Annotated in this window: 16 protein-coding genes and 1 tRNA gene; 11 read left to right on the plus strand and 6 right to left on the minus strand. The window is 72.5% G+C overall.

The features are described from left to right. Positions 1–156: 156 nt before the first annotated feature. The 6 genes from eno (at position 157) to IO29_RS03010 (ending at position 6,597) form a co-directional block, all read left to right on the plus strand. Positions 157–1,437, plus strand: a complete 1,281-nt coding sequence (eno, locus tag IO29_RS02985) for a phosphopyruvate hydratase (protein WP_030377503.1) — start codon at positions 157–159, stop codon at positions 1,435–1,437. A gap of 148 nt (positions 1,438–1,585) precedes the next feature. Beyond that, positions 1,586–2,065: an FtsB family cell division protein gene (locus IO29_RS02990; protein WP_030377504.1), complete on the plus strand. Its 480-nt coding sequence runs from the start codon at positions 1,586–1,588 to the stop codon at positions 2,063–2,065. A gap of 86 nt (positions 2,066–2,151) precedes the next feature. Then, the gene (locus tag IO29_RS02995) at positions 2,152–2,718 is read left to right on the plus strand and encodes a DUF501 domain-containing protein (RefSeq protein ID WP_033224903.1); all 567 of its coding nucleotides are present in this window, start codon (positions 2,152–2,154) and stop codon (positions 2,716–2,718) included. Then, positions 2,715–3,659: a Ppx/GppA phosphatase family protein gene (locus IO29_RS03000; RefSeq protein WP_030377506.1), complete on the plus strand. Its 945-nt coding sequence runs from the start codon at positions 2,715–2,717 to the stop codon at positions 3,657–3,659. Before IO29_RS02995 ends, IO29_RS03000 begins: the two co-directional genes overlap by 4 nt. Before the next feature lie 127 nt (positions 3,660–3,786). Continuing rightward, a complete protein-coding gene (locus tag IO29_RS03005; protein ID WP_030377507.1) occupies positions 3,787–4,722 on the plus strand; it encodes a PRC and DUF2382 domain-containing protein in 936 nt (311 codons plus the stop codon). A 489-nt stretch (positions 4,723–5,211) separates the two neighbouring features. Beyond that, positions 5,212–6,597 (plus strand): NAD(P)/FAD-dependent oxidoreductase, encoded by a 1,386-nt coding sequence (locus IO29_RS03010; protein WP_078618067.1) that lies wholly within the window; start codon positions 5,212–5,214, stop codon positions 6,595–6,597. Positions 6,598–6,759: 162 nt separating this feature from the next. Here the strand turns inward: IO29_RS03010 and IO29_RS03015 are convergent. Further along, positions 6,760–6,846 (minus strand) — tRNA-Leu (locus IO29_RS03015). Between the two features lie 408 nt (positions 6,847–7,254). Here IO29_RS03015 and IO29_RS03020 point away from each other — a divergent pair. Next, positions 7,255–8,025, plus strand: a complete 771-nt coding sequence (locus IO29_RS03020) for an ABC transporter ATP-binding protein (RefSeq protein ID WP_030377509.1) — start codon at positions 7,255–7,257, stop codon at positions 8,023–8,025. A 92-nt stretch (positions 8,026–8,117) separates the two neighbouring features. Next, on the plus strand, positions 8,118–10,646 hold the full coding sequence (locus tag IO29_RS03025) for an ABC transporter permease (protein ID WP_030377510.1): 2,529 nt from the start codon (positions 8,118–8,120) through the stop codon (positions 10,644–10,646). 143 nt (positions 10,647–10,789) lie between these two features. Here IO29_RS03025 and IO29_RS03030 read toward each other — a convergent pair whose 3' ends face one another. The 3 genes from IO29_RS03030 to IO29_RS38370 form a co-directional block, all read right to left on the minus strand. Next, positions 10,790–12,082: a class I SAM-dependent methyltransferase gene (locus IO29_RS03030; RefSeq protein WP_030377511.1), complete on the minus strand. Its 1,293-nt coding sequence runs from the start codon at positions 12,080–12,082 to the stop codon at positions 10,790–10,792. A 173-nt stretch (positions 12,083–12,255) separates the two neighbouring features. Next, complete coding sequence (locus tag IO29_RS35455) at positions 12,256–14,037, minus strand: caspase, EACC1-associated type (RefSeq protein WP_051707419.1); 1,782 nt, start codon at positions 14,035–14,037, stop codon at positions 12,256–12,258. Further along, complete coding sequence (locus IO29_RS38370; RefSeq protein WP_051707420.1) at positions 14,037–14,438, minus strand: effector-associated constant component EACC1; 402 nt, start codon at positions 14,436–14,438, stop codon at positions 14,037–14,039. Before IO29_RS38370 ends, IO29_RS35455 begins: the two co-directional genes overlap by 1 nt. Positions 14,439–14,729: 291 nt before the next feature. On the opposite strand from IO29_RS38370, the gene IO29_RS03045 reads away from it, so the two are divergent. Further along, entirely contained in the window at positions 14,730–15,905 is a 1,176-nt protein-coding gene (locus tag IO29_RS03045) for a 4-hydroxybenzoate 3-monooxygenase (RefSeq protein ID WP_030377514.1), read from the plus strand. 212 nt (positions 15,906–16,117) lie between these two features. Beyond that, positions 16,118–17,014 carry a Bax inhibitor-1/YccA family protein gene (locus IO29_RS03050; RefSeq protein WP_030377515.1) on the plus strand — a complete coding sequence of 299 codons (897 nt, stop codon included), beginning with the start codon at positions 16,118–16,120 and terminating at the stop codon, positions 17,012–17,014. 101 nt (positions 17,015–17,115) lie between these two features. Here IO29_RS03050 and IO29_RS03055 read toward each other — a convergent pair whose 3' ends face one another. Next, a complete protein-coding gene (locus IO29_RS03055; RefSeq protein WP_030377516.1) occupies positions 17,116–17,346 on the minus strand; it encodes a DUF4287 domain-containing protein in 231 nt (76 codons plus the stop codon). Between the two features lie 101 nt (positions 17,347–17,447). Here IO29_RS03055 and IO29_RS03060 point away from each other — a divergent pair, with 101 nt between their 5' ends. Next, positions 17,448–17,765, plus strand: coding sequence for a hypothetical protein (locus IO29_RS03060; protein WP_033224905.1), 318 nt, complete (start codon positions 17,448–17,450; stop codon positions 17,763–17,765). A 123-nt stretch (positions 17,766–17,888) separates the two neighbouring features. On the opposite strand, the gene IO29_RS03065 is transcribed toward IO29_RS03060, so the two are convergent. After that, positions 17,889–18,677 carry a hypothetical protein gene (locus IO29_RS03065; protein WP_030377518.1) on the minus strand — a complete coding sequence of 263 codons (789 nt, stop codon included), beginning with the start codon at positions 18,675–18,677 and terminating at the stop codon, positions 17,889–17,891. Positions 18,678–18,796 lie beyond the last annotated feature (119 nt).

Consider the following 18,796-nt stretch of genomic DNA (forward strand, 5'->3'; position numbering starts at 1 on the left):
AACAATTCACCCACACTTCTGCCCACGGAGTGGGCCGCGCACCTGCCCCGCCGTCGGAGACGGCTAGGCTCGGGTCCGCGAGCCACCCCGGCCTCGCGCCCCGCGTCGGGCCCCGCGGCCCGGCGTACCCGCGTCACATCCCAGAAGGAGATGCTCGTGCCGTCCATCGACGTCGTCGTAGCCCGGGAAATCCTGGACTCCCGAGGCAACCCCACGGTCGAGGTCGAGGTCGGCCTCGACGACGGCAGCACGGGTCGTGCCGCCGTCCCCTCCGGTGCCAGCACCGGCGCCTTCGAGGCCATCGAACTCCGTGACGGCGACCCGAGCCGCTACCTGGGCAAGGGCGTCGAGAAGGCCGTCCTCGCCGTCATCGAGCAGATCGGCCCGGAGCTGGTCGGCTACGACGCCACCGAGCAGCGCCTGATCGACCAGGCCATGTTCGACCTGGACGCCACCGACAACAAGGGCTCGCTCGGCGCCAACGCCATCCTCGGCGTCTCCCTCGCCGTCGCCCACGCCGCCTCCGAGGCGTCCGACCTGCCGCTCTTCCGCTACCTGGGCGGTCCCAACGCGCACCTGCTGCCGGTGCCGATGATGAACATCCTGAACGGCGGCTCGCACGCCGACTCCAACGTGGACATCCAGGAGTTCATGATCGCCCCGATCGGCGCGGAGTCCTTCTCCGAGGCCCTGCGCTGGGGCGCCGAGGTCTACCACACGCTGAAGAAGGTCCTGAAGAACAAGGGCCTGGCCACCGGCCTCGGCGACGAGGGCGGCTTCGCCCCGAACCTGGGCTCCAACCGCGAGGCCCTGGACCTCATCCTGGAGGCCATCAAGGAGGCCGGGTACGCGCCCGGCGAGCAGATCGCCCTCGCCCTCGACGTCGCCGCCTCCGAGTTCTACAAGGACGGCACGTACCTCTTCGAGGGCAAGGAGCGCTCCGCCGCCGAGATGACGGAGTACTACGAGGAGCTCGTCGCGGCCTACCCGCTCGTCTCCATCGAGGACCCGCTGTTCGAGGACGACTGGGCCGGCTGGCACGTCATCACCGAGAAGCTCGGCGACAAGGTGCAGCTCGTCGGCGACGACCTGTTCGTCACCAACCCCGAGCGCCTGGCCCGCGGCATCGAGGAGAACTCCGCCAACGCGCTGCTGGTCAAGGTCAACCAGATCGGCTCGCTGACCGAGACCCTGGACGCCGTCGAGCTGGCCCAGCGCAACGGCTTCAAGTGCATGATGTCCCACCGCTCCGGCGAGACCGAGGACGTCACCATCGCCGACCTGGCCGTCGCCACCAACTGCGGCCAGATCAAGACCGGCGCCCCGGCCCGCTCCGAGCGCGTCGCCAAGTACAACCAGCTGCTGCGCATCGAGGAGATCCTCGACGACGCGGCGGTGTACGCCGGCCGCAGCGCCTTCCCCCGCTTCAAGGGCTGAGCGGCCGCTTCAAGGGCTGAGCGGCCGCTTCAAGGGCCGACCCGGCCCTGTGGGCAGCGTCGTCCGTACGTCCCCGTACCCGGTCCCGTACCGTGTGCGGGGACGTACGCGCGAGACGGGCGCGCGACCGCGACGGGAGGCGGAGGAGATGGCCGCGAAGGACCGGGACCGGTTCTCGACCGCGACCAGGCTGCGGCTGCTCGGCGAGCAGACGGCGGCCCGGGTCTACCGCTCGCAGACCCGGCGCCAGGCCCGCCGCTCCCGGCTCACCGGCCGCGCGGCGCTGCTCGCCCTGGTGCTGTGCACGATGATCGTGGCGCTGGCGTACCCGATGCGGCAGTACGTCTCCCAGCGGGCCCGGATCGCCGACGAGGAGCGCGAGCAGCGGCAGGCCCGCGAGCGGGTGGAACAGCTGCGCGACCTCAAGGCCCGCTGGCAGGACGACGCCTACGCCGAGCAGCAGATCCGGCTGCGGCTGCACTACGTGCTGCCCGGGGAGACCGGCTACGTCGTGGCCGACCCCAGCGCCGTCACCCGCACGCGCAGCGACGGCGGTGCGGCGGCGCGCCCTTGGTACGCCAACCTGTGGGACGGCGTCGACCGGGCGGACGCGGCCGTCCGCCGGTGAGACCGTACGGTTCTCGTACGGCAAGAGCGGGTCCCGGACCGAACCGGGCCCGTGGCATCACGGAACAGAGAGACTCTTCGACGCGCATGGACACCCCTCCGCCGACCACCCCGCGCACCGCACCCACCGACGCCGACGTGGAGGCGTTCCGGCAGCAGCTCGGCAGGCCGCCGCGCGGGCTGCGCGCGATCGCGCACCGGTGCCCGTGCGGGCAGCCCGCCGTCGTCGAGACGGCACCGCGGCTGCCCGACGGCACGCCGTTCCCGACGCTGTACTACCTGACGTGCCCGCGGGCGAACTCCGCGATCGGCACGCTGGAGGCCAATGGCGTCATGAAGGAGATGACCGAGCGCCTGGCCGAGGACCCGGAGCTGGCCGCGGCCTACCGCGCCGCCCACGAGGACTATCTGCGGCGCCGGGACGAGATCGAGGAGCTGAAGGGCTTCCCGAGCGCGGGCGGGATGCCCGACCGGGTGAAGTGCCTGCACGTCCTCGTGGCGCACGCGCTGGCCGCGGGGCCCGGCGTCAACCCGCTGGGCGACGAGGCGCTGGCGATGCTGCCGGAATGGTGGCGCAAGGGGCCGTGCGTGACGGTTCCCGGGGCCGGTGACGCACAGGACGCGCACGTCGCGCACGAGGAGGACGCCAAGTGACCAGGGTCGCCGCCGTCGACTGCGGTACCAACTCCATCCGGCTCCTCGTCGCCGACGTGGACCCCGAGACCGGTGAACTCACCGATCTGGACCGGCGCATGACGATCGTGCGGCTCGGCCAGGGCGTCGACCGCACCGGCCGGCTCGCCCCCGAGGCGCTGGAACGCACGTTCGCCGCGTGCCGCGAGTACGCGGCGGTGATCGAGGAGCACGGCGCCGAGCGGGTGCGCTTCGTGGCCACCTCCGCCTCCCGGGACGCCGAGAACCGCGAGGAGTTCGTGCGCGGGGTGGTGGACATCCTCGGCGTGGAGCCGGAGGTCATCACCGGCGACCAGGAGGCCGAGTTCTCCTTCACCGGCGCCACCAAGGAGCTCACCGGCCGCACCGACCTGGACCGGCCCTACCTGGTGGTGGACATCGGCGGTGGCTCGACCGAGTTCGTCGTCGGCACCGACTCGGTGCGCGCCGCGCGCTCCGTGGACATCGGCTGCGTACGGATGACCGAGCGGCACCTCCTGGTGGACGGCGCCGTCACCGATCCGCCCACCGAGGAGCAGATCCGGGCCATGCGGGCCGACATCGAGGCCGCCCTCGACCTCGCGGAGGAGACGGTCCCGCTGCGCGAGGCCCGCACCCTGGTCGGCCTCGCGGGCTCGGTCACGTCGGTCTCCGCGATCGCCCAGGACCTGCCGGAGTACGACTCGTCGGTCATCCACCACTCCCGCATCACCCGCGCGCGCGTCCGCGAGATCACCGAACGCCTGCTCCACTCCACCCACGCCGATCGCGCGAGGATCCCCTCCCTGCACCCCGGCCGCGTGGACGTCATCGCCGCGGGCGCCCTCGTCCTCCTGGCCGTCATGGAACGCGTCGACGCGCAGGAGGTCGTCGTCAGCGAACACGACATTCTGGACGGCATCGGCTGGTCGATCGCCCGCTGAGCCGCGCGTGACCGGCCGCTCGGGGCCGCTCGGGAAAAAATGCGGCGATTGTTCCATTTGTGTCGTTTGTGTCTTCCGTGGCGGTGAACTCGGCAAGGGAATCGCTCCGGAAGGAGGGTGACCAAACATGATCACCAGAGAACAGATCCCGACCGTCCTGGACCACCCGGTCTTCGACGACGGTGGTAACAAAATCGGCGAGGCCGCACACGTCTTCCTCGACGACGCCACCGGGCGCCCGGAGTGGGTGACCGTGAAGACGGGCTGGTTCGGCAGCAGCGAGTCCTTCGTGCCCATCCGTGACGCCTCGATGGTCTCCGACCACATCGAGGTCCCGTTCGCCAAGGGCAAGGTCAAGGGCGCGCCGCACGTCGACGTGGACGCCGGTGGTCATCTGTCCGTGGACGAGGAGCACCGCCTCTACGACTACTACGGGGTCCCCTGGGAGGTCCCGGCGGCCGGCACCGGCCGGACACCGGGCGGCACGGCGGGCACCGCGGGCACGGCCGGCACGGCGGGCGCCGCGGGCACTGCCGCCGGCGGGGTCGCGGGCGGCACGGCCGGGCGCGCGGCGGCCGGGCGTACCGAGTCCGCGGGGCGTACTCCGACGGCCGGCGGACGGACCGCGTCCGGCGACCGGTTCCGGCACGGCGACGACGCCATGACGCGCTCCGAGGAGCATCTGCGGGTCGGCGTCGAGCGCCGCGAGACCGGCAGGGCACGGCTGCGCAAGTACGTGGTCACCGAGGACGTGGAACAGACCGTGCCGCTGCGCCACGAGGAGGTGCGGATCGAGCGGGAGCCGATCACCGAGGCCAACCGCGGCGACGCGCTCGCCGGTCCGGAGATCGGCGAGGCCGAGCACGAGGTGATCCTGCACGAGGAGCGCCCGGTGGTGGAGACCGAGGCAGTCCCCGTCGAACGGGTCCGGCTGACCACCGAGGAGCACACCGAGCAGGAGACCGTCCACGGGCGCGTCCGCAAGGAGCGCATCGAGGGCGACGCGGAGCGGATCGACACGGCGGACCGCCGTGACGACAGAGGTGAGGGCCGCCGTCGCTGACCGGCCCGCGGCACCCCTCGCGCCCCCGCCGGGGCGCCGGGGTGCCGCCTCGACGGGGGCGCTTCGCGGAAGAGTTCGGAAGGTCCTGGGGCGTCGGCGGGCGCGGCTCCGTCGCGGTTGCCCGCGCGGTTCCCCGTGCTCCGCGGCGCCCTACGGAACGAAGTTCGTGAAGTTCTTCACAAGGATTTCGGCCCTGGTGGGGGACACCGGGCGGCGTCGGGGCCGTTCGGGTGGCTCAGCGGGCCACCCGGCCCGCTCGCCCGAGCGCCCCGGAGGGGGCCGGCCGACGCCGTACGCGCCCCCTGTTCACACCCTGTGGAGGCTCAAGTGGCTGCTCACTGGCCCTTGACAACGTCCGCCGGTATGTCGTGGTTCCCGTTCCGGTCCATGGTGTGGGTCACGTGGGCGGCGCAGTGTAGCAGAGACCCCGGGCAAGCTTGTGAAGGGGCGCACGAGCGACCCCCCTGGGCCGGGTGGATACTCGATGGCATGAGCACCACGGAGCGTCCCAGGATCCTCGTAGTAGGCGGTGGGTACGTAGGCCTGTACGCAGCTCGGCGCATTCTCAAGAAGATGCGCTACGGCGAGGCGACCGTCACGGTCGTCGACCCCCGGTCGTACATGACCTACCAGCCCTTCCTCCCCGAAGCCGCCGCCGGCAGCATCTCCCCCCGGCACGTCGTCGTCCCGCTGCGGCGCGAACTGCCGAAGGAGGCGGAGGTACTCACCGGCCGGGTCACGTCCATCGACCAGGACCGCAAGGTCGCCTCGATCTCGCCGCTCGTCGGCGAGGCGTACGAGCTGCCGTTCGACTACCTGGTCATCGCGATGGGCGCGGTCTCCCGCACCTTCCCGATCCCCGGCCTCGCCGAGCAGGGCATCGGCATGAAGGGCATCGAGGAGGCCATCGGCCTGCGCAACCACGTCCTCGAGCAGCTCGACAAGGCCGACTCGACCACCGACGAGGAGGTCCGCCGCAAGGCGCTCACCTTCGTCTTCGTCGGCGGTGGCTTCGCCGGCGCGGAGACCATCGGTGAGGTCGAGGACATGGCCCGGGACGCGGCCAAGTACTACCGCAACGTCACCCGCGAGGACATGCGGTTCATCCTCGTCGACGCCGCCGACAAGATCCTTCCCGAGGTCGGCCCCAAGCTCGGCCTGTACGGCAAGGAGCACCTGGAGGGCCGCGGGGTCGAGGTCTACCTCTCGACCTCCATGAACTCCTGCGTCGACGGCCACGTCGTCCTGAAGAACGGCCTCGAGGTCGACTCCAACACCATCGTGTGGACCGCCGGCGTCAAGCCGAACCCGGTGCTGTCCCGCTTCGGTCTGCCGCTGGGCCCGCGCGGCCACGTCGACTGCGCCCCCACCCTCCAGGTGCAGGGCACGGACTACATCTGGGCCGCCGGCGACAACGCCCAGGTTCCGGACCTCGTCGGCCGCAAGGCGGGCAACGAGAACGCCTGGTGCCCGCCGAACGCGCAGCACGCGCTGCGGCAGGCCAAGGTCCTCGGCGACAACGTGATCTCCGGTATGCGGGGCTTCCCGCAGAAGGACTACGAGCACGCCAACAAGGGCGCGGTCGCGGGCCTGGGCCTCCACAAGGGCGTCGCGATGATCGTCATGGGCAAGATGAAGATCAAGCTCCGCGGCCGGCTGGCGTGGTACATGCACCGCGGCTACCACGGCATGGCGATGCCGACCTGGAACCGCAAGATCCGCGTCTTCTCCGACTGGACCCTCGGCATGTTCCTCAAGCGCGAGGTCGTGTCCCTGGGCGCCATGGAGACGCCGCGCGAGGAGTTCTACGAGGCCGCGAAGCCGGCCCCCGTGGCCGCGGCCGCGAAGCCGGAGGAGAAGGCCAAGGCGTCCTGACGCCACGGCACCTCCAGCGCCACGCAGTACCCCCGAAGGGGCCGTCCGCCATCCGTGGTGCGGACGGCCCCTTCGCCGTGCCCGGGCACCGGCGCCACCGTACGGGGGGAGGGGAAGAGAGCGCCGGACGCGGTCGCGTCGTCGGCGCTGTGGGGTGGCGGATGGTGCCCGGAGCCGGACTTGAACCGGCACGCCCGCGTACGGGCAGCGAGGTTTAAGCTCGCCGTGTCTGCTTTCCACCATCCGGGCAGGCCGTGGGCTCCGCATCGAGTGCTCCGAGCCTATCGGGACGCGTCACTCGAACAGCGGCCGGGGAAGGCCATGTTGTCTTATTTTATTGGCGCCTGAGGGAGCATCAGTACCCGGTACAGGCCATCCGCACTTGCCACCAGCCTTGTCGGCGGGCGCCGGCGAGGCAGACGGAATGACGTGATTTCACCGCCGCGAGGGACGGGTTCGCAGAACCGCGCGAGGCCCCGACGGCAGGGTGAGCAACCGCTTTCCCGGGGCGGGGTCGTTCTGAGGTATGACGCCGGGCCGCCGGGTCAGCCCAGAGAGGGCCACGAGAACCGGACGGGCGGGGGACTACACGGGCGCGGGCGGCACCGAGCATGGAGTACGTACCCCTCGCACCCGGCCCGACAGGAGCACCCTCCCGTGACCACCTTCCCCCTTGCCGACCGGACCACCGGTGTGGCCGCCCGCGCCACGGAACTGTCGAAGGTCTACGGACAGGGCGAGACCCAGGTGGTCGCCCTGGACCGGGTCACCGTCGACTTCGACCGGGCCCGGTTCACCGCGATCATGGGCCCCTCCGGGTCCGGCAAGTCCACGCTGATGCACTGCGTGGCCGGTCTCGACTCGTTCAGCAGCGGCTCCGTGCGCATCGGCGACACCGAGCTGGGCTCGCTCAAGGACAAGCAGCTCACCCGGCTGCGCCGGGACAAGATCGGGTTCATCTTCCAGGCGTTCAACCTGCTGCCCACGCTGAACGCGCTGGAGAACATCACGCTCCCCATGGACATCGCGGGGCGCAAGCCGGACAAGGCGTGGCTGGACCGGGTCATCGACATGGTCGGCCTGTCCGGGCGGCTCGGGCACCGGCCCAGCCAGCTCTCCGGCGGCCAGCAGCAGCGCGTCGCGGTGGCCCGGGCGCTGGCCTCCCGGCCGGAGATCATCTTCGGCGACGAGCCCACCGGCAACCTCGACTCCCGCTCGGGCGCCGAGGTGCTGGGCTTCCTGCGCAACTCCGTGCGCGAGCTGGGGCAGACGGTGGTCATGGTCACGCACGACCCGGTGGCCGCGGCGTACGCGGACCGGGTGGTCTTCCTGGCCGACGGACGCATCGTCGACGAGATGCGGGAGCCGAGCGCCGACGCGGTGCTCGACCGCATGAAGCGGTTCGACGTCAAGGGCCGCACGAGCTGACGCCGGTGCGCGCGCCCCGGCGCGCGGGCATGCGCCGCCGGCGCGCGCCGCCCCGCCCTGTCCCACCCCCCTCTACTGGACTGAGTAGCCCCATGTTCCGTACCGCCCTGCGCAACGTCTTCGCGCACAAGGCACGGTTGCTGATGACCGTGCTCGCCGTGATGCTCGGCGTCGCCTTCGTCTCCGGCACCCTCGTCTTCACCAACACCATCACGGACGCCTACCAGAAGAGCTCCGCCAAGGGCTTCGACCAGGTCGACGTCGCCGTCGGGGCCGATGGCCGCGAGGACAGCGGCGACACCTTCGCCAAGCAGCCCGAGCTGACGGACGCGCTGCTGAAGAAGGCCGCCGGCGTGGACGGCGCGCGCTCCGCGATCGGCGTCGTCATCGGCTTCACCGCCCTCGCCGACAAGGACGGCGACCTCATCGGCAACGGCTTCCAGTCCCAGGGCGGCAACTACTGGGGCACCGACGACCCCCGCTACCCGCTGACCGAGGGCAGGGCCCCGCACGGCGCGAACGAGGTCCTCATCGACTCCGAGACCGCCCGCCGGGCCGGCTACCACGTCGGCGACACCGTACGGATGTCGGTCGACGGGCCCGTGCTGGCGCCGCGTGTCACCGGCATCTTCACCACCGACGACGGCAACGTCGCCGCCGGCGGCAGCCTCACCCTCTTCGACACCGCCACCGCCCAGAAGCTGTTCGGCAAGCCCGGCACGTACGACGAGATCGACGTCAAGGCCGCCGCCGGCACCAGTCAGACGCAGCTGCGCGCCGCCCTCGACAAGGCACTGCCCGCCGACACCGTCGAGACCACCACCGGCCAGAAGCTCGCCGACGACCAGGCCGCGGCGATCGCGTCCTCCATGAGCGGGCTCAAGCAGGGCCTGCTGGTCTTCGCCGGGATCGCGCTGTTCGTCGGCACGTTCATCATCGCCAACACCTTCACCATGCTGGTCGCCCAGCGCACCAAGGAGCTCGCGCTGCTGCGCGCGGTCGGCGCCTCCCGCCGCCAGGTCACCCGCTCGGTGCTGATCGAGGCGTTCGTCGTCGGACTGGCCGCCGCCGTCACCGGGCTGCTCGTCGGCGTCGGCATCGGGGCCGGGCTGCGCTCCCTGATCGGCACCTTCGGTGCTTCCGTCCCGGACGGCCCGCTGGTGATCACCTCCGGCACGGTCGAGGCCGCGCTCGCCGTGGGCGTCCTCGTCACCATGGCCGCCGCCTGGCTGCCCGGCCGCCGGGCCGCGAAGATCCCGCCGGTCGCCGCGATGAGCAGCCTGCACGCCAAGGCCACCACCAAGTCCCTCGTCGTCCGCAACACCCTCGGCTCGCTGCTGGCCGGGGCCGGCATCGCGACCGTGCTCTACGGGACCACCCTGAGCGGCTCCGACGGCCAGGCCCCCATGGGGCTGGGCGCCGTCCTGCTGGTGATCGGCGTCTTCGTGCTCACCCCGCTGCTGTCCCGCCCGCTGATCGCCGCCGCGGCCCCCGCGCTGCGTGTCTTCGGCACGGCGGGCAAGCTGGCCCGCCAGAACTCCGTGCGCAACCCGCGCCGCACCGCCGCCACCGCCTCCGCGCTGATGATCGGACTGACCCTGATCACCGGTCTGACGGTGACGGCGAACAGTCTCCAGAGCGCGATCGACAAGATGGCCTCCTCCGCGATCCGCGCGGACTACGTCGTCTCCATGGCCAACGGCAACTCGCTCTCCCCGGACGTCGAGAAGAAGCTCCGGGCGGCCGGCGGCGTCACCGCCCTCAGCCCGCTGCGCGAGGCCCCCGCCCGCATCGACGGCGACACCGAGTACGTCACCGGCGTCAACGGGGCCACCATCGGCAGGCTCACCGACCTGACCGTGGACAGCGGCAGCTTCCACGTGGACGGCACCCGGATCGTCGTCGACGACGACACCGCCAAGGACCACGGCTGGAAGGTCGGCTCCCGCATCCGGGCCGGCTTCGAGGACGACAGCAAGCAGACGCTGACCGTGGCCGGCGTCTACCAGGGCAACGAGATGATCCGCGGCATCATGGTGGACAACGCCACCCTCGCCCCGCACGTGGACGACGTCTCCGACATGCAGGTCATGGTCAGCACCTCCGGCGGCGCCTCCGACGGGGCCAAGGACCGGCTGGAGAAGGCGCTCGGCGACAACCCCGGCATCCAGGTCCAGGACAAGAAGGACATCTCCGACGGCATCGCGCAGATGTTCACCCTCATGCTGAACATGCTCTACGGGCTGCTCGCCATGGCTGTCATCGTCGCCGTCCTCGGCGTCGTCAACACCCTGGCCATGTCGGTCTTCGAGCGCTCCCAGGAGATCGGCATGCTGCGCGCGATCGGCCTCGACCGGCGCGGCATCAAGCGCATGGTCCGGCTGGAGTCGCTGGTCATCTCGCTCTTCGGCGGGGTGCTCGGCATCGGGCTCGGCGTGTTCTTCGGCTGGGCGGCCGGAGAGGTGTTCAGCACGAAGATGGCGACGTACGAACTGGTCCTGCCCTGGGGCCGGATGGGGATCTTCCTGCTCCTCGCGGGGCTGGTCGGCATCCTGGCCGCGCTGTGGCCGGCCCGCCGCGCGGCCCGGCTGAACATGCTGACGGCGATCAAGACGGAGTAGCACGCACGCGCGCGTGCACGGCGCACGACGTCGAGCAGTGGCAGGCGGTCATCGACGCCAGCACGTACGCGCGCGTGCACGGCGCACGGCGAAGGCCGCCCCGGAGGAACCCGGGGCGGCCTTCGCCATGGACCCGCTCGTGCTCAGTTCCAGGTGCGGGCCCGCAGCGGCATCCCCGAGTCGCCGGACTCGGGGGTGCGCACGGCGAGGACCTGGTTGATCCCGATGCGGTTGCGCTCGAACGCCAGCGCGGAGGCGGCCATGTACAGTCGCCAGACGCGGGCCCGGCCGGGGCTGGTGAGCCCCTTGGCCCGCACCCACTGGGCCTCCAGATTGGCCACCCAGCGGCGCAGCGTGAGGGCGTAGTGCGCGCGCAGCGACTCCACGTCGCGGACCTCGAAACCGGCCCGCTCCAGCTGCGTCACCGTGGTGCCGATCGGGGCGAGTTCGCCGTCGGGGAAGACATAGGCGTCGATGAACTCGTCGACGTCGTACGCCGACTCGTCGCGCAGCGGGCGCCGGGCGATCTGGTGGTTCAGCAGCCGCCCGCCGGGCGCGAGCAGCGCGTACAGGGCCTGCGCGTACTCCAGGTACCGCTCGGCGCCCACGTGTTCGGCCATGCCGATGGAGGAGATGGCGTCGTACGGGCCGTCCTTGACGTCCCGGTAGTCCTGGACGCGGATCTCCACCCGGTCGGTGAGGCCCTCGTCGGCGACGCGCTTGCGGGCGTAGGCGGCCTGCTCCTGGGAGAGGGTGACGCCGACGACGTGCACGCCGTGCTCGCGGGCGGCGTGCACCGCCATCGAGCCCCAGCCGCAGCCGACGTCCAGCAGCCGCTGACCGGGCTTCAGGGCGAGCTTGCGGCTGACCAGTTCGAGCTTGTCGCGCTGGGCGAGCTCCAGCGTGGAGTCGGGGGACTCCCAGTAGGCGCAGGAGTAGACCATGGACGGGCCGAGGACGAGCTCGTAGAAGTCGTTCCCGACGTCGTAGTGGTGGCTGATCGCCCGGCGGTCGCTGCGCCTGGTGTGCAGATGGCCGCGGACCCTGCGGATCTCCTCGCGGGGCGGCGCGGGCGGCGGCAGCGGTCCGGCCAGCGCGAACAGCCCCCGGGCGGCGGCCCGGAACTCGGGGTCGCGCAGCGCCTGGGCGAGCGTACGGGCGTCCTCGCCGCGCTCCCAGAGGAGGCCGGAGAGCAGGCCGAGCGCGGTGTAGAGGTCGCCGTCGATGCCGAGGTCGCCGGAGACCCAGGCGCGGGCGAGGCCCAGCTCACCGGGTTTCCACAGCAGGCGGCGCAGGGCGCGGCGGTTGCGGACGACGAGGGCGGGGGCGTCGGGCGGGCCGGCCTCCGAGCCGTCCCAGGCACGGATACGGATGGGGAGCGGGGTGGCGAGCAGTTGTTCGATGAGGCCCTTCAGCCGCGACGCGGCGTCTGCCATGGCGTGCACCTCCGTGAGTCCGGACCCGGAACGACGAACACCACGTAAACACCGGAAGGGCTCGCACACACTCCCGCGTTGGAGTTACGTCTCGGCAAAATACGTGTACGGGGCATGATTCGAGCGGCGTCGCGGAGGGCGCGGGGCCCGCAGGGGGCGCGCGGGGCGTGCCGTCAGTCCACGGCGGCCGGCAGGCGGGCCGCCGCCGCGGCGGCGAGCGAGGTCGCCGCGCGGCGCAGGGTCTCCCGCCCTGCCTCGCCCCCGACCACCACGTCCAGCGTCTCGACCAGGCGCCGCCCCCGGTCGTCGCGGTAGGCGCGCTGGACCACCTTCACCTGCCACGCGTCCTCGTCCGGCCCGTCGGGCCCCACGAGGGCGCGGCGGCCCGCGAGGCGGGTGAACGTGCCGTGCGTGGCGCGCAGCGGGCCGCCCCGGTCGAAGCGCACGGTGACGGCGAGGCCGGTGGTCGCGCCGCGCCAGCCGCACGACCACCGGGCGAACCCCGGGTCCGGGCCGGCCGCGTCGGCTCCCGGTACCGCCGTGAGCGCCTCGGCCGTGAGCAACCCGCAGGCGTCCTGGTGGAAGAGCGAGCCGGCCGGGAACGCGGCCGTACGGCGATGCGCCCGCCCCGTGTCGAGGACGGTGGCCGCCCGGCTCGCGGCCGCGTCGGCGAGCTCGCACAGGGGGGCGGGTCCGCCGTCCTCCGGGTCCTGCGGGCGGGCGGAGACCGCGACCGTGACACCGGTGCCGGCGGGCAGCAGCAGCCGGTCGCACCGCCCGCTCTCCGCCGGCTCCTCGCGCACCCGGACCGAGCCCCGGACGGTGTCCGTCCGGCTGCCCGGGGGCTGCCCGGCGTCGAAGCCGACCATCACGTCCACGTCGGTGCCGTCGGCGCGGTGCACGAGGACGTCGCACCGCGCGAAGTCGCCGTACGCCGGGTCGAGTTCGGTCTCGCCGAACCGGCCGAGGGCGACGGGGGAGAGCAGGGAGCAGGGGTCGGTGAGACGGTCGAGGGCGGGCCGGGGGGCCGGCGGGGCGAGGCGGAGGGACGACGGCGCGGACGACGGCGCGGATCCGGCGAGCGTCACCATGACCGCCGCCGTCGCCAGCAGCCGGGCACCACGCCGTGCCCACCGGGACCGAGGGGGCGGTGGTGGTGGGGAAGGCGGTGGTGGCGGGGGCGGGGGCGCGCCGGCGTGGTTGCGTACGAGAGCGATCTCGTCGTTGACCGCCAGCCGCTGCGGCGGCGGCATGCGCCTGTCCCGCAGGACGTGCCTCACCCGCTCGAAGACGCTGCCCAGGGGCAGTGGATCGGGGGCGCCGGGGACACCCCGCTCCAGGGTGTCGAGCAGCGCCCCGGTGAACGCGGGGTAGGGCTCGCCCGGCGGCGCGTACGACCGGCGGTGCATGGGGCACGACGTCATCACGAACGCGCTGTCGACGACCGCCGGGATCCTGGGATCCGCGGCCGCGTCCGTGCCCGTGCCCGTGCCCGTGCCCGTGTGCGCGCCGCCCATCGCACCGATGACGGCGGCTCCGCTGAAGCAGCAGTCCAGGACGACCACCTGGTTGCGCGCCCGGCGGCCGTTCTGGAGGATCTCGCGCAGGCGGTCGTACCGCACCGTCTGCGAGGGCAGCGACCCGTCGCACCCCGACAGCAGCAGACCCAGCCCGCCGTCGGCCAGCGACCCGTGGCCGGCGAAGTACACGAGAAGTGTGTCGACGGCCTCGGTGGCCGCCGTGTGCACGGCGTCCTCGACCACGCCGGCGTCCTCCGGGTTGTGCAGGACGCGGCAATTCTCGGCGGGCAGCCCCCACCAGCGGGCGTCGGTCAGCAGCCGGCCGAGCTTCGCCGTGCCCGCGGCCACCGAGGGCAGGCCGAGGTGCGTCGGCCCGTCGTACGCGTCCACGCCGATGAGGACCGCACGGGAGGCGGCGGGGTCCGGGAGGGGCATCAGACGGCCCCGGGCTCGCCCGTCTCCGGGACGCCGGGCCCCGGACCGGGGTTCCCGCTGTTCTCGGCACCGTCCAGCAGCGCGCGGACCAGGCGCAGGGCCTCCTCGTCGGTCTCGCCCCGCACCGTGACCGTCGTGCCGCCGCGGGTGACGGTGACGGTCCCGGCCGTCCGGCGGGTCTCGCGGTAGGCGAGGTAGGACAGGAAGAGGTCCAGGAGGGCGAGGGTGTCCACCACCACGGCGTCGACCACGTCGAACGCCCCCATGGCTCCCTCGCCGGGGCCCGGGTCCGGAGCGGCCTGGCGCAGTGCCACCCGGTGCCGCAGCTCCGGGTCCGTCCGCAGCCAGCGGTAGAGGTCGAGCGTCGCCGGTCCGTCGCCGGCCCGGATCTCGGTGTGCATGATGCCCCCGTGCGGTTCCCTGGTGCCCCATGGCCATCGGGGGCGGCGCTCACCGTAGGAGGGACGGAGGCCTTTCATGCGGGAGCCAGGCTCTTTTCACCCGATCGTGGCGGAGCGCATGCGCCCATCACGCACGCGGGAGCGCATGAGCCCACCACACACGCCGGAGCGCGCTCCCGGCGCACCGGACCGTTGACAGGGGCCGCCCCACGCCGGAAACTCGGGTCAATTCAAGTGAAAAGAATTTCACCTGACGAACACGACCTGTCCCGCCCCCGAAGGGAACGCCCGATGCGCACCACCGTCGGCATCATCGGAGCCGGCCCCGCCGGCCTCCTCCTCGCCCGTCTGCTCCACAACGCCGGCATCGCCTCGGTCGTCCTGGAGAGCCGCGACCGCTCCTATGTCGAGCAGCGCCAGCGCGCCGGCATCCTCGAACAGGGCACCGTCGACGTGCTGCGCGCCGCCGGGGCCGGGGCGCGGATGGACCGCGAGGGGCTGCGCCACGACGGCATCGAACTCCGCTTCGACCGCCGCAGGCACCGCGTGGACTTCCCCGGCCTCACCGGCGGCCGCGCGGTGATGGTCTACGCGCAGACCGAGGTCTGCAAGGACCTCATCGCGCTCCAGCTCGCCGAGGGCGGCCCGCTGCTGTTCGAGGCGGAGGCGCTCGCCGTGGAGGGTGCCGACACCGACGCGCCCCTCGTGCGGTTCCGGCACGAGGGGCGCGAGTCCGTCCTGGAGTGCGACTACGTCGTCGGCTGCGACGGCTTCTGGGGCGTCGCCCGCAAGGCGGTGCCCGAGGCCCTGTCCCGTGTGTTCGAACGGACGTATCCGTTCGGCTGGCTCGGCATCCTCGCCGACGTCGCCTCCTCCCACGACGAGCTGGTCTACGCCCGCCACGACCGCGGCTTCGCCCTGCTGAGCATGCGTTCCCCGTCGGTCTCCCGGCTCTACCTCCAGGTCCCCGCGGAGACCGACGCCGCCACCTGGACCGACGAGGCGATCTGGGACGAGCTGGAGCGCCGCTTCGAGACCGCCGACGGCTGGCGGCTGGAGCGCGGGCCGGTCACGCAGAAGTCCGTCACCCCGATGCGCAGCTTCGTCCACGAGCCCATGCGCCACGGCCGCCTCTTCCTCGCCGGCGACGCCGCCCACATCGTGCCGCCGACCGGCGCCAAGGGGCTCAACCTGGCCGTCGGCGACGTCGTCACCTTCGCCCGCGCCCTCGTCCACCAGCGCGAAACCGGTTCGAGCGAGCGGCTCGACGCCTACTCCGAGACCTGTCTGCGCCGGGTCTGGCAGGCCGAGCGGTTCAGCTACGACATGACGACGCTGCTGCACCCGGCCCCCGGTGCCACCCCCTTCGAGGACCGCCTCCAGGTGGCCCGGCTGGACCGGATCGCGAGCTCCCGCGCCGCCGAGACCGACCTCGCCGAGGCGTACACGGGGTTCCCGTTCGACTGAGCGGAGGACGGGGCGGAGGACGGGAGCGGGCGGGGCGGTCGCGGCGGCCGTACGGTCCTGTCACGGCTGTGTACCGGTGCGCGCCGGATGTCACACCCGGCGCGTACGGTGGCAGCACGGGGGAAAGATCCTCCCCAAGCAGTAGAGTCAATCTTTTGCGAAGCCATTACTCTTGAGGCCAAGGCCGCGCAGGGCGGCCATGGAGGAGTGAAATGAGGAGCAGCAACCCGGTCTTCTCGCGACGGGGGTTCAGCCGCGACAACGGCTACGCCGGCTTCAACACCGCGCCGCAGGCCGGGGGCCCCGCTGTCGGCACGCAGGCCAACCCCTACGCGCAGGGCAACCCGTACGCCCCGCAGGGCGGCAACCCGTACGCCCAGAACCCCTACGCCCAGCAGTACGGCCAGGGCGCCCCGCCGCAGGCCCCGGCCGCCCCCGGCCGGATGACGATGGACGACGTCGTCTCGCGCTCCGCCCTGACGCTCGGCACGGTCGCCGTCGGCGCCGCGCTCGCCTGGGCCCTGCTGCCCGTCTCCACCACCAGCTACGGCCTGGCGATCGGCTCCGCGCTCATCGCCTTCGTCCTGGCGATGGTGCAGTCCTTCAAGCGCAAGGCCTCGCCCGCGCTGATCCTCGGGTACGCCGCCTTCGAGGGCGTCTTCCTCGGGGTGTTCAGCGAGATGTTCAACTCGCGCTGGAGCGGCGCCCCGTTCCAGGCGGTGCTCGGCACCATGGCGGTCTCCGGCGCCACGCTGCTCGTCTACAAGGCGGGCTGGATCCGGGTCACCGCGCGGTACGCCCGGATCGGCATGGCCATCGCCGTCGCCTTCATCGCGGTGCTGGCGGTCAACCTGCTGCTGGTCGCCTTCGGCGTCGCCGAGGACGGCGGGCTGCGCAGCTTCGGTCCGCTCGGCGCGATCGTCGGCATCATCGCGATCCTGCTCGGCGCGTTCTTCCTGACGCTCGACTTCAAGCAGATCGAGGACGGCATCGCCTACGGCGCCCCGCGCGAGGAGTCCTGGCTGGCCGCGTTCGGCCTGACCATGACCCTGGTGTGGATCTACATCGAGATGCTGCGGCTGGTGGCGATCTTCAGCAGCAGCGACTGACGCGCGGCGCACTGCGCCGAAGGGCTCCGTACGGTCGAAGCGACGACCGTACGGAGCCCTTCTGTCTGCGGCGGTGGAGGGGAGCGGGGACCGGCGGCGGGTCAGAGCAGTCTGCGCGCGGCCCGGCGCAGGTCGTACTCGTGGACGAGCGCCTTGGCGTGGCCGTAGGCGAGGTTGTGCTCACTGCGGAGCCAGCTCACCTTCTCCTCGAAACGGACGAGGGCGGGGCCTTCTTCGACGGTGCGCAGCCAGTCGGCGACCTCACGACCGGTGCAGTGCGGGATGCGGGCGAGCAGATTGCGATGGGTCTCCGCGGAGAAGACTTGGGACATCGGCGCCTCCGGACGCGAGCGATGAATCCGGTCCTTCAGGTCACCGTGCCTGAGCGTTCGCCCGTTGGCAACAGTCCCGTCCGGACGCGTACGCTCGCGCCGTGCTTGATACGACGCCTTTGACGCGGGCCGTGGACCACTTCGCCGACCGGCTGCGGGCCGCCCCGCAGAGCCGGCTCCAGCGCGGGGCGGCGGCCGAGGCACTGGGGCTGGCCAGGGAACTGGCACGGCGTGCTCAGCTCCTGGAGGAGCCCTCGGCGACCCCCCGGGAGATGCCGGACGCGGGCATGTTCGCGGCGGCGGACCAGATCACCGTCGCCGGACAGGATCTGGCCCTCGTACTGGTGAACGAGGACGAGGAGGCGCTGTCCCAGGCGATGACCCTGGTGGCGGAGGCCCAGCAGCGCGCGGGGGTGTGACGGGGCGCGGGGCGCGCGGGGACCGCGCGGGACGATGAACGGGGCGCCGTCGGAGAACGGCCCCGTCGGAGAAATGCGCCGTCGGAGAAGGGCCCCGTCGGAGATGGGCCACGTCGGGGCGGGTCAGAGAGAGGCGATGACCCGGTCGGCCAGGATGTACACGCTCTCCTCGCCGCACTCGAACGTCAGGCTGTACGCCCCCGAGACGCCCGAACCGCCGAGCAGCACCGGCGTCCCGCCCGCGTGCAGCGCGGCCGCCAGGCGCTCCGCGGTCTCACGGTGGCCCGGGGTCATGCACAGCGTCGTCCCGTCGGCGAAGACGTAGACGTCCAGGGTGCCCAGCGGGCCCGGGCGGACGTCGGCCAGCGCGGTACGGGAGGCGGCGAGCTCCTCCAGACACGCGACCGTGCGCTCGTGGTCGCCGAGGACGGGCGAGGGGCCCGGCACGAAGTCCGGGTGCGAGGGGTGCCGGCGGCGGGCCGCGGCCAGCTCGGCCGGGTCGACGGCCGGCTCGCCCTCCTCCAGCGGGGGCTCGGTCACCGGCTCCAGCGCCTCGTGCTCCAGGCCGGCGAGGTCCGCCTGGCGGGGCAGGAACAGCTCGCCGCCGGGCAGTCCGCCCAGGATCGGGGGCGCGTCGATGTCGCGGGCCTCCTGGGCGGCCCAGAAGGCGCGGGCCTCGGCGAGTTCGCGCTCCCGCTCCTCGGCCAGGGCCTCGGCCACGGCGGCGCGTATCTCGTCGGTGTCCGCCGCGGTGCGCGCGGCCGGCACGGTGGCCGAGGCGTGCGCCGCACGGCTCTCGGCGAGTTCGGTGTGCAGGGCCGCGACCTGCCGGCGCAGCGACTTGAGGCTGCGCAGGGCGGCGACACCCACGGCCGCGGTGGTGGCCGTGGTGAGCAGCAGAGCAATCGGCATGGCGCTCACGGACGTACTCCCGGTTCGGTCGACCCCCGACTTCCTACATCAGCTTGAAGGGCGGACTATCGAGCTGTCAGTGCGTAACGTCACGAACCGGACAACTCATGGGGCGCCTG

It is taken from the genome of Streptomyces sp. NRRL F-6676, from assembly GCF_000725625.1.
Lineage (GTDB): Bacteria > Actinomycetota > Actinomycetes > Streptomycetales > Streptomycetaceae > Streptomyces.

Excerpts from the sequence above, each read along its gene's own strand:
- IO29_RS02990 (WP_030377504.1), top strand. The coding sequence starts at position 1,586 with ATGGCCGCGAAGGACCGGGACCGGTTCTCGACCGCGACCAGGCTGCGG.
- IO29_RS02995 (WP_033224903.1), top strand. The coding sequence starts at position 2,152 with ATGGACACCCCTCCGCCGACCACCCCGCGCACCGCACCCACCGACGCC.
- IO29_RS03005 (WP_030377507.1), top strand. The coding sequence starts at position 3,787 with ATGATCACCAGAGAACAGATCCCGACCGTCCTGGACCACCCGGTCTTC.
- IO29_RS03010 (WP_078618067.1), top strand. The coding sequence starts at position 5,212 with ATGAGCACCACGGAGCGTCCCAGGATCCTCGTAGTAGGCGGTGGGTAC.
- IO29_RS03025 (WP_030377510.1), top strand. The coding sequence starts at position 8,118 with ATGTTCCGTACCGCCCTGCGCAACGTCTTCGCGCACAAGGCACGGTTG.
- IO29_RS03030 (WP_030377511.1), bottom strand. The coding sequence starts at position 12,082 with ATGGCAGACGCCGCGTCGCGGCTGAAGGGCCTCATCGAACAACTGCTC.
- IO29_RS35455 (WP_051707419.1), bottom strand. The coding sequence starts at position 14,037 with ATGCCCCTCCCGGACCCCGCCGCCTCCCGTGCGGTCCTCATCGGCGTG.
- IO29_RS38370 (WP_051707420.1), bottom strand. The coding sequence starts at position 14,438 with ATGCACACCGAGATCCGGGCCGGCGACGGACCGGCGACGCTCGACCTC.
- IO29_RS03045 (WP_030377514.1), top strand. The coding sequence starts at position 14,730 with ATGCGCACCACCGTCGGCATCATCGGAGCCGGCCCCGCCGGCCTCCTC.
- IO29_RS03050 (WP_030377515.1), top strand. The coding sequence starts at position 16,118 with ATGAGGAGCAGCAACCCGGTCTTCTCGCGACGGGGGTTCAGCCGCGAC.
- IO29_RS03055 (WP_030377516.1), bottom strand. The coding sequence starts at position 17,346 with ATGTCCCAAGTCTTCTCCGCGGAGACCCATCGCAATCTGCTCGCCCGC.
- IO29_RS03065 (WP_030377518.1), bottom strand. The coding sequence starts at position 18,677 with ATGCCGATTGCTCTGCTGCTCACCACGGCCACCACCGCGGCCGTGGGT.